At 68.2% G+C, this 9022-nt stretch carries 10 protein-coding genes; 3 read left to right on the forward strand and 7 right to left on the reverse strand.

Annotated elements, in window-relative coordinates:
• Positions 1 to 180 precede the first annotated feature (180 nt).
• From VFG33_RS38145 to VFG33_RS38155, 3 genes are all read right to left on the reverse strand, one after another.
• Positions 181 to 798: a hypothetical protein gene (locus tag VFG33_RS38145; RefSeq protein WP_325057904.1), complete on the reverse strand. Its 618-nt coding sequence runs from the start codon at positions 796 to 798 to the stop codon at positions 181 to 183.
• Positions 799 to 942: 144 nt separating this feature from the next.
• Complete coding sequence (sigJ, locus tag VFG33_RS38150; RefSeq protein WP_325057905.1) at positions 943 to 1824, reverse strand: RNA polymerase sigma factor SigJ; 882 nt, start codon at positions 1822 to 1824, stop codon at positions 943 to 945.
• Complete coding sequence (locus tag VFG33_RS38155) at positions 1821 to 2372, reverse strand: carboxymuconolactone decarboxylase family protein (RefSeq protein ID WP_325057906.1); 552 nt, start codon at positions 2370 to 2372, stop codon at positions 1821 to 1823. The genes sigJ and VFG33_RS38155 overlap by 4 nt, the downstream gene beginning before the upstream one ends.
• A gap of 500 nt (positions 2373 to 2872) precedes the next feature.
• Here VFG33_RS38155 and VFG33_RS38160 point away from each other — a divergent pair, with 500 nt between their 5' ends.
• Positions 2873 to 3400 carry a hypothetical protein gene (locus VFG33_RS38160; RefSeq protein ID WP_325057907.1) on the forward strand — a complete coding sequence of 176 codons (528 nt, stop codon included), beginning with the start codon at positions 2873 to 2875 and terminating at the stop codon, positions 3398 to 3400.
• 37 nt (positions 3401 to 3437) lie between these two features.
• Here VFG33_RS38160 and VFG33_RS38165 read toward each other — a convergent pair whose 3' ends face one another.
• The 4 genes from VFG33_RS38165 to VFG33_RS38180 are packed head-to-tail and all read right to left on the reverse strand — an operon-like array spanning position 3438 to position 7232.
• Complete coding sequence (locus VFG33_RS38165) at positions 3438 to 4115, reverse strand: response regulator (protein ID WP_325057908.1); 678 nt, start codon at positions 4113 to 4115, stop codon at positions 3438 to 3440.
• Entirely contained in the window at positions 4112 to 5419 is a 1308-nt protein-coding gene (locus VFG33_RS38170) for a sensor histidine kinase (protein ID WP_325057909.1), read from the reverse strand. The genes VFG33_RS38165 and VFG33_RS38170 overlap by 4 nt, the downstream gene beginning before the upstream one ends.
• Before the next feature lie 38 nt (positions 5420 to 5457).
• Positions 5458 to 6306, reverse strand: a complete 849-nt coding sequence (locus VFG33_RS38175) for a hypothetical protein (protein WP_325057910.1) — start codon at positions 6304 to 6306, stop codon at positions 5458 to 5460.
• Positions 6303 to 7232: an ABC transporter ATP-binding protein gene (locus VFG33_RS38180; protein WP_325057911.1), complete on the reverse strand. Its 930-nt coding sequence runs from the start codon at positions 7230 to 7232 to the stop codon at positions 6303 to 6305. Before VFG33_RS38180 ends, VFG33_RS38175 begins: the two co-directional genes overlap by 4 nt.
• A 171-nt stretch (positions 7233 to 7403) precedes the next feature.
• Here VFG33_RS38180 and argC point away from each other — a divergent pair, with 171 nt between their 5' ends.
• Positions 7404 to 8435 carry an N-acetyl-gamma-glutamyl-phosphate reductase gene (gene argC, locus VFG33_RS38185; protein ID WP_325057912.1) on the forward strand — a complete coding sequence of 344 codons (1032 nt, stop codon included), beginning with the start codon at positions 7404 to 7406 and terminating at the stop codon, positions 8433 to 8435.
• Positions 8432 to 9022, forward strand: a 591-nt coding sequence (locus VFG33_RS38190) for a bifunctional ornithine acetyltransferase/N-acetylglutamate synthase (RefSeq protein WP_325057913.1), incomplete at its 3' end; no start/stop codon positions are given. The genes argC and VFG33_RS38190, both read left to right, overlap by 4 nt.

Below are 9022 nucleotides of genomic sequence, written 5' to 3' on the forward strand. Positions count from 1 at the left end.
CCGACTCAAAACCCACGCCCGCTGGCACGTCGAGACCCTCGACGACGGAGCACTCCTCTGGACCTCACCCAACGGATACCAATTCCGCGTCGACCACACCGGCACCCACCCCATCACCACCACCAACGACCCCACCAACGAACCCGACGAAGAGACCGACGACCAGTGACCTGCACCCGGTTAGGTGGATCGGCCGTCGGGAGTCAGAGGCGAGCCGTCGAGGGTGGTGGTTGTCGGTTTCATGGTGAGACTGGCTTTGAGTTCGTTCGGGGTGGTCGGGGCCGGCCAGCGTTTGAGTTCGAAGAGGATCCAGCCTTCCCGGTGCTGCCCGCTCACCAGGTCGCCGATCGGCCGGGTGTCGAGACCCTGGAAGAGCCAGGCATGTACTCCGTGCACGTCGTCTTGCTGCCAGCCTTTCAGGGCTGCCGCATGCGCGCCCAACGCGAGCTTCTCGGCCAGGTACGCCGGATCCGCCACGCTCTGGAACTCGATCTCCAAGCGCTCGAACTCATGCCGCTCGCGGAAGAACCAGTTGCCTCTCACCGACGTGACACCGGTCCCCGCGCGCGGTCGCGCCTCCAGCAACCACCGGTACTCACCCATGAACGGCGCGTCGCGCTCCAGCCACCGAGGTTCCTCCCCCCGGCGCACCACCCAGGGCGAGGGGATCTCGCGGAACGCGGGCCAGTCGACCTCAGGACACTGCCAGCCGACGGTCCACGACCGGACCTTGTCCCGGTTGGCGAGGAACTTCCCTCGCAGCTCGTTGGCGTCCCGCTGCTCCGATCGACGAGTCATCAACGCCCCCCTCCGTTGCCGCCTCCAGGCGATCGTAGCGGGGGTACCGGGGCATCGCGCTGGACCGACCTGGTCGAACTGACCGTCAGCCGCACCTCGCTCAAGGTGTCGCTCTCCGACCTGGCCTCCGCCCTCCGCTCCCGCTCAGCTGGGTCCAGGGACCCCGGTCAGTTTGTCGGGGTTGCGGACGACGTAGATCTGAGTGATCCGGTCCAGCTCGTCCACCTCCAGGAAGCCCACGGTGTCGACCTCGTCGCCGGCATAGGCGACGAAGGCCGGTTCGCCGTTCAGCGAAGTCAGCTGCAGTGCGAGGTCGGCCGCGAGCACGTCCTGCCGTACGCCGATCAGCCAGCGGGCAACCTTGTCCGGACCGTTGAGCGGCCGGAGTGCGGCCTGCCGCTTGCCACCGCCGTCGCTCACCAGCACGACGTCCGGTGCGAGCAGTGAGATCACCCGCGTGAGGTCCCCGGACAAGGTGGCTTCAAGGAACTTCGCAGTCACCTCGGTATGCCTCGCCTTGTCCACCCGATGCCGCGGCTGCCGCGCATGCACATGGGCCCGTGCGCGATGCGCCAGTTGCCGTACTGCGGACTCCGACCGCCCGAGTGTCTCCGCGATCTCCCCGAACGGCAGGTCGAACACCTCACGCAGCACGAAGGCGGCCCGTTCCAGCGGCGACAACGTCTCGAGCACCACCAGCATCGCCATCGAAACGGAGTCCGCCACCTCCGCGACCACGGCGGGATCGTCCTCGGCCGCGATCGGCTCGGGCAACCACGGTCCGACGTACTGCTCACGCCTGGACTTCTGTTGCCGCAGCCGGTTCAACGCAAGCCGGGTGGTGATCCGGATCAGGTACGCCCGCGGATCCCGCACCTCACCGCGATCCGCCACGGACCACCGCAGCCAGGCCTCCTGTACTACGTCCTCGGCGTCGCTCGCACTCCCCACCACCCGGTACGCCGCGCCAACGAGGACGCCACGATGTTCCGCGAACTCCTTGGCGAGCTCTTCCTCAGGAGTCACGCCGGCCTCAACTCGCAGGACGCTTTGAAGCCCTGGCTCGTCAGGTCGAGTGCGGCGTTCGTCCGGGAGCGGAAGTTCTCCAGCGACACCTGGGTGGTGAGCTCGACCAACTCGCCCTCGGACAGGTCCCGGCGGAGCCGCTCGACCTGCTCGTCGGTGACCCGCGGCGGGGTCGCCGTCATCGCCTCGGCGTACTCCATCACCGCGCGCTCCAGCTCCGTGTAGACCTCGCTGTCCCGCCACCCTGACACAGCGCGCAACTTGACCGGATCGATGCCCTGGTGATGGTGTTCCCAGAAGCCGAAGTCCAGGCACCAACTGCAGCCGATCTCGGCCGACGCCACCATCCCGGCGAGCGCGCGCAGGGTCGGATCCAGCTGGTTCCACCGGGCCGCGGTCGCCTCCACGGCCAGCGTCGTGGTCAGCACCCGCCGATTGTGCAGGGCGACCTTCCCCGGATCCAGCAACTCGCCGTACTTGCGCTTGCTGTACCACTCCAGCACCCGGACGAACGGCGTCCGCCGGTACTCCAGACTGATTCTGGCCATCTCCGCCTCCTCGAGGTTCTCACCCGAGGACACGGGCTCCCGGCGGATCTGTGACATGACCCGCGTCACCACCGTCAGCCGGCTGTCGGCAGGGTTCCGCACGCGTTACATCGGCGACATTCTCGTAACGTTTACTTAGTTCGGATGACACGCTTGCGAAACTGTCTCTCGATCAACTGTCAATGGGTGAGTAACAGGTCACGCCCCGGACAATTGTGGTGAAAGCCCGGCGAAAGGAACTGGTTGATCGAATTCCCAGCGTAGGCCGCCGGCCGGCCGGACCTGGTCCGTCCTGCCTGGCCGGCAGCCTCCGCGACGTCACAGCAGTCCAACTGACACAGATCAACGGTGACCGAGTGTGCATTCGTACGCCGTCGATCGATCGGGCCTGGCCGCAACGCTTTCCAAGCTAGCACAATCGCAGTGGCATGCGGCCTTCGCCGGCTTTCTTCCGGCCATTACCGGCCCGATTACCCGAAGAAACAAAGAAGGGATGCAACATGCCACCAATCACGGTGATATTCGTGATCTCCGGTCTCGCCGTCTGGGTGAATGGCCTCGCCTTTCTCGGCCTCGGCGCGAAGCCCGCCGACGAAGAGGGGCCGAATCCGCTCGTCACGGTCGGCTGGATCACCCTGCTCGCCGGTCTGCTCGATCTCCTCCAGGCCGCCGTGATCGTCGGTACCGTGCCCGGGCCGACCGGCATCCCGCTCGGGGGACTGGTCACCTTCTACGGAACGTTCTTCACCGGTCTCGGTGTCTCGCTGATCAAGGGACTGGACCTGCGGCCGATCGGGAACCTGGCCGTGGCGGTCGCGATCGTGCCGCTGTTCTGGTGGAAGTTCTTCGACGGCAGCTGGATGTTCCAGTCGATCCTGGTCGTCTGGGTGATCGCCTTCCTGGCCGTCGCGGCGACGACGTACGGGAAGCTGCCCGGCCGGGTCCTCGGCGCCATCCTGACGGCCACGTCGGTCTACACGTTCCTCGTGCCCGCGGCCATCCTGGCGCTCGGAGAGACCATTCCCTGACAACACCGCCGGGGTGCGTCGTTCCGGCGCGCCCCGGTCAGTCGGTGCCGGCGGGTTTGGGTCGGGTGAGTTCCAGGTCGTAGGCGAAGATGACCGCCTGGATCCGGTCGCGGGCGCCGATCTTCGACAGCACCCGGCCGACGTGCGTCTTCACGGTCGACTCCGACAGCACCAGCCGCTCGGCGATCTCCGCGTTCGTCCAGCCCTTGCCCACGGCAACGAGGATCTCGCGCTCGCGATCGGTCAGGCTGCGCAGCTTCGGATTGTCGTCCGGCTGCTCGACCCGGGCGGGGAGGTGATGCACGTAGGCGTCGAGCAGGCGCCGGGTCAGAGCCGGCGCGATGATGGCGTCTCCGGCGGCGACCGCACGGATCCCGGCCAGCAACTCTTCCGGCCGCGCGTCCTTGAGCAGGAAGCCGCTGGCGCCGGCCCGCAGCGCGGAATGCGCGTACTCGTCGAGATCGAACGTCGTCAGCACCAGGACGCGGGAGCGCCCACCGTTGGCGGTGATCTGCCGGGTGGCCTCGATACCGTCCATCCCGGGCATCCTGACGTCCATCAGAACGACGTCGGGACGCAACTCGGCAGCCTGGCGGACCGCCTCGGAACCACCGGACGCCTCACCGGCCACCTGGGTGTCGGGGACCGACTCCAGCAGCATCCGGAACCCGAGTCGCTGCAGCGGCTGGTCGTCGACGATGAGCACTGTGGTCATAGGGCACCTTTGGCTGGTTCGGAGGGCGAGGCGAGCGCGAGGTCGGCGGCCACGATCCATCCGCCGCCGGATCTCGGGCCGGCGGTGACGTCCCCGCCGTACAGGGCAGCGCGTTCTCTCATCCCGATCAGGCCGTGTCCGTCGTCGCCTGCCTGTTCGGGCCGGAAGGTACTGGAGCGTGGGCCGGTGTCTTCGATGCCGATCTGCAGCCGCTGGTCCTCGACGCTCAGGGAGACCCATGCCTGGGTGTCCGGTCCGGCGTGCTTGAGCGTGTTGGTGAGGGCCTCCTGCACGATCCGGTACGCCGCCAGTTGCACGCCGCGATCGAGTCCGTCGAGATCTCCCGTGGTGCGATAGAGCACCTCTGGTCCGGCGGCGCGGATCCGGGCGGACAGTCCGTCGATGTCGGCGATGCTCGGCTGGGGACTGAGCTCGGGGGTGTCGGTGGACTCGCGCAACGCGCCCAGCATCCGCCGCAGTTCGCTCATCGCCTCACGTCCGGTGTCGGCGATCAGCCGGAGCGCCTCCGCGCTGCGCCGAGGTGTGACTTCGGCCGCATAGGCGCCGCCGTCCGCGAGGGTGATCATCACCGACAGGTTGTGGCCGACGATGTCGTGCATCTCCCTCGCGACCCGGGTGCGTTCACTGGCCGCGGCCAGCCTGGCCCGCTGGTCGCGCTCGACCTCCAGCCGGGCCGCATGCTCGCGCAGACTGGCGAGCTGGGACCGCCTGACGCGGACCGCCAGTCCGAGCGCGACGGCTGCGGTCGCGGCCGCGAACAGGAAGAACAGCGCCTCCGCCACCGACGCCGGACCTGACAACCGCACGGCCAGCAGCACGAAGGCAGCCGCCGTCATCGCGCAGGCGATGAGCAGTTGGCGCAGCTGGCCGTGCAGGGTCAGGCTGTAGAGGGCGACGAGCAGGGCGATGTCTGCTCGGAGAAACGAGTCCAGCGAGAACTGGAGCAGGAACACGGCTGCGATGGCGACGAAGGCCGCGAACGGCGCCCGTCGCCGCAGGAACAGCGGTAGCACCAGCCCGGCCTGTACTGCGAGCATCGCGGCCAGGGGCAGCTGTTCGAAGCCAGTCGTGAGGTCGCCTGGGTGTTCGCCGCCCATCACGAGGTCCGGCACGCAGAACACCACGATGACCAGCACCACGACGATCAGGTCGAGCACCCAGGGACGCCGTACGTCTGCCTGCCGCAAACGCTGACCGAACCGGCCCAGCCGGATGACCAGTGGGTGCCTCCAGAGCGTGTCGAGCTCAGCGCCTGGCGGCTGGCTCGTGGAGGTGGTCGTCACGGGTGTCACCTGTCCATTGTGTGCCGGGCCGGTGAATCTCAGGCGTCGGTTCGCTTCAGCCGCCAGGCAGCAGCGGCCAGCACGACCACTGTCCACCCCAGGAACACCGCTAGTCCGGCACCCGCCGACAGCGTGTTCGGAGCCTTGTCCAAGGCGTACATCGACCCGCCGGCCACGCTGGGCAGGTAGGGCTCGATGTTGTTCTGCCAGGCGCTCGGCAGCAGCGTGATCAGCCCCGGAACAAGCATCATGGCCGCGACCAGGACCGTGATGCCGCCCGCCACCGACCGCAGGAGCGAGCCCAGCGCAACGCCGATGACGCCGATCAGGCCCAGGTAGAGGCCGGCGCCCAGCAGGCTGCGGACGACTCCCGAGTCCGAGAGCGACAGTTCCGCGGGGGTGCCGGACAGGATCTGGCTGCCGATCAGGAAGGTGGCGATGGCGCCGACGAGGCCCACGATCAGCGCGACCACGCCGTACGCCGTGGCCTTCGACCACAGCACCGGCAGTCGCTTGGGGACCGCGGCCAACGTCGAGCGGATCATCCCGGTGCTGTATTCACCCGCGGTCACCAGCACGCCCAGCACGCCCAGCGCCAGTTGCGCGAGCGAGACGCCGAACAGGGAGAGGGTGAGGGCGTTCGCATCAGCGAAGTCCGGATCCATCTGCCGGCCCGAGGTGAGGCTGGACTTGTAGCGCGCGGCCGCGATCAAGCCGAAGGCAACCAGGAACAGCAGGCCCAGTCCCAACGTGATCCAGGTCGAGCGAAGGGACCACAGCTTCGACCATTCGGACCGGAGTACGCGCCGGCCCGTCACCTTGTACTCCGGGCGCGGTGCCTTGCCCGGCTCCTCTGTCGTCGCGCGAGGCGAGGTGATGACGCTCATGCTGCCCTCCCGGAAAGCTCGGTGCTGCCGTGGTACTCGACCGAATCCCTGGTCAGATCCATGAACGCCTCTTCGAGCGAGACCTTCTTCGCGGTCAGCTCGAACAAGGCGATCCCCGTGTCGCGCGCCTTCAGCCCGATCTCGCGGGCCGTCAATCCGCTCACCTGCAGTTCCTCCGAACCCGCCCGCCCGGTGATCTCGATACCGGGTCCCGCGAGCACCTCGCGCAGCCGGGCCGGGTCGCTGGTCGCCACCGTCACGCTGTCGCCGTGGGTCTGCTCGACCAGCTCGTCGACAGTGGTGTCGGCGAGCAGCCGGCCGCGCCCCACGATGATCAGGTGGTCGGCGACCAGGGCCATCTCGCTCATCAGGTGCGAGGAGATGAAGACAGTGCGGCCGTCAGCGGCCAGCCCGGTGAGCAGGTTGCGGATCCACAGCACGCCCTCGGGGTCGAGCCCGTTCACCGGTTCGTCCAGCATCACCGTGGCCGGGTCGCCCAGCAAGGCGGCCGCGATCCCCAGCCGCTGCCCCATGCCGAGGGAGAACGCCCCGGCGCGCTTCTTCGCGACCGACTCGAGGCCGGTCATCTCGATCACTTCTTCCACCCGCCGGCGCGGAATGCCGTGGGTGTAGGCCTGTGCCATCAGGTGGTCGAACGCGGACCGTCCCGGGTGGATCGACTTGGCTTCCAGCAGCGCACCGACCTCCTGCAGGGGAGCGGTGTGCTCGGCGTACGGGCGGCCGTTGACGATCACCGAGCCGCTGGTGGGTGCGTCCAGTCCGATGATCATCCGCATGGTGGTGGATTTGCCGGCGCCGTTGGGGCCGAGGAATCCGGTCACGGTGCCCGGCTGGACGGTGAAGTCCAGCCGGTCCACGGCAGTCGTCTCCCCGTACCTCTTGGTCAGTTGATGTGCCTCGATCATCCGTCGTCCCTCGATCACGGGCGCCGGGCCTCCCGGCTGCCTCACTGCCCAAACTAGGAGCGGGAATCCGGCCAACCGTGGTACCGGCGACTGATTTCGGCCCCCGGTGGTCGTACCGTGGTACCACACCCGCGGTTGGATATTCATCCGATCCATGACATACTCATTCACATGAGCCTGAAGGTCGCGATCGCAGGTGCCAGTGGCTATGCCGGGGGAGAGTTGCTCCGGCTGCTGTCCTCGCACCCGGAGGTCGAGATCGGAGCGCTCACCGCGGGAGGCAACGCCGGTACTGCGCTGGGCGCGCACCACCCGCACCTCACCCCCCTGGCCGGCCGGGTGCTGGCCGAGACCACCGCGGAGAACCTCGCCGGACACGATGTGGTGTTCCTGGCCCTCCCGCATGGACAGTCCGCCGAAATCGCCGAACAACTCGGCGAGGACGTCACCGTGATCGACTGCGGCGCGGACTTCCGGCTGGTAGAGCCCGAGGCGTGGGTGGAGTTCTACGGCGGCAAGCACGCCGGCTCCTGGCCGTACGGTCTCCCGGAACTCCCCGGCCAGCGGGACAAGCTGCGCGGCGCGAACCGGATCGCAGTACCGGGGTGTTATCCCACGGTGTCCACGCTGGCTCTGCTCCCCGCAGTACAGGGTGGGCTCGTCGATCCCGGCCAGCTGGTGGTGGTCGCGGTGAGCGGGACCTCGGGAGCGGGCAAGGGGGCGAAGTCGCACCTGATGGGCGCGGAGGTGATGGGCTCGGCGACCGCGTACGGCGTGGGCGGCGTGCACCGGCACACCCCGGAGATCGAGCAGAACCTGGCTCCGGTCACCGACTCGCCGGTCTCGGTCTCCTTCACGCCGGTGCTCGCCCCGATGCCGCGCGGGATCCTCGCGACCTGCAGCGCACCTGTTGCCGACGGCATCACGGCCTCGCAGCTGCGGAACGCCTATGAAGATGCCTATAGCAACGAGCCGTTCGTGCACCTGCTGCCGGAAGGGCAGTGGCCGCAGACGCAGTCGACGCTCGGCGCGAACACCGTGCACGTACAGGTCGCGCTCGACCAGCGCATCGGCCGCGTCGTCGTCGTGGCCGCGATGGACAACCTCACCAAAGGCACCGCCGGCGCCGCCGTGCAGTGCATGAACCTGGCCGCTGGTCTCGACGAGACTCTGGCCCTTCCCCTCGTAGGAGTAGCACCGTGACCCTCGCAGTCACCCCAGCCATCCAAGTCGATCGGAGCGCCGGAGTGACCGCGCCGGCCGGCTTCCGTGCGGCGGGGGTGATCGCAGGGATCAAGCCGGCCGGCAAACCGGACCTGACCGTCGTCGTCAACGACGGCCCGTACTACGCGGCGGCGGGCGTCTTCACCACGAACAAGGTGAAAGCAGCCCCCGTGCTCTGGTCCCAGCAGGTCCTGACGGCCGGCCAGTTGAAGGCAGTCGTGCTGAACTCGGGCGGCGCCAACGCCTGCACCGGGCCGGAGGGATTCCAGGACACCCACCAGACCGCCGAGAAGCTGGCCGCAGTCCTGGGGGTGGGAGCGGCCGAGATCGGCGTCTGCTCGACCGGGCTGATCGGCGAGCGCCTTCCGATGGACAAGCTCATCCCCGGGATCGATGCGGCAGTGGATGCGCTGGGCAACGGTCCTTCGGATGGTCTCGCAGCTGCGACCGCTGTGATGACGACCGACAAGGTGCCGAAGCAGGCGGTCCTCACGCATCCGGACGGCTGGAGCATCGGCGGCTTCGCCAAGGGCGCGGGCATGTGCGCGCCGAACATGGCGACCATG

Origin of the sequence: Kribbella sp. (assembly GCF_035687465.1) — a bacterium.
In the GTDB taxonomy this organism is placed as follows: Bacteria; Actinomycetota; Actinomycetes; order Propionibacteriales; family Kribbellaceae; genus Kribbella.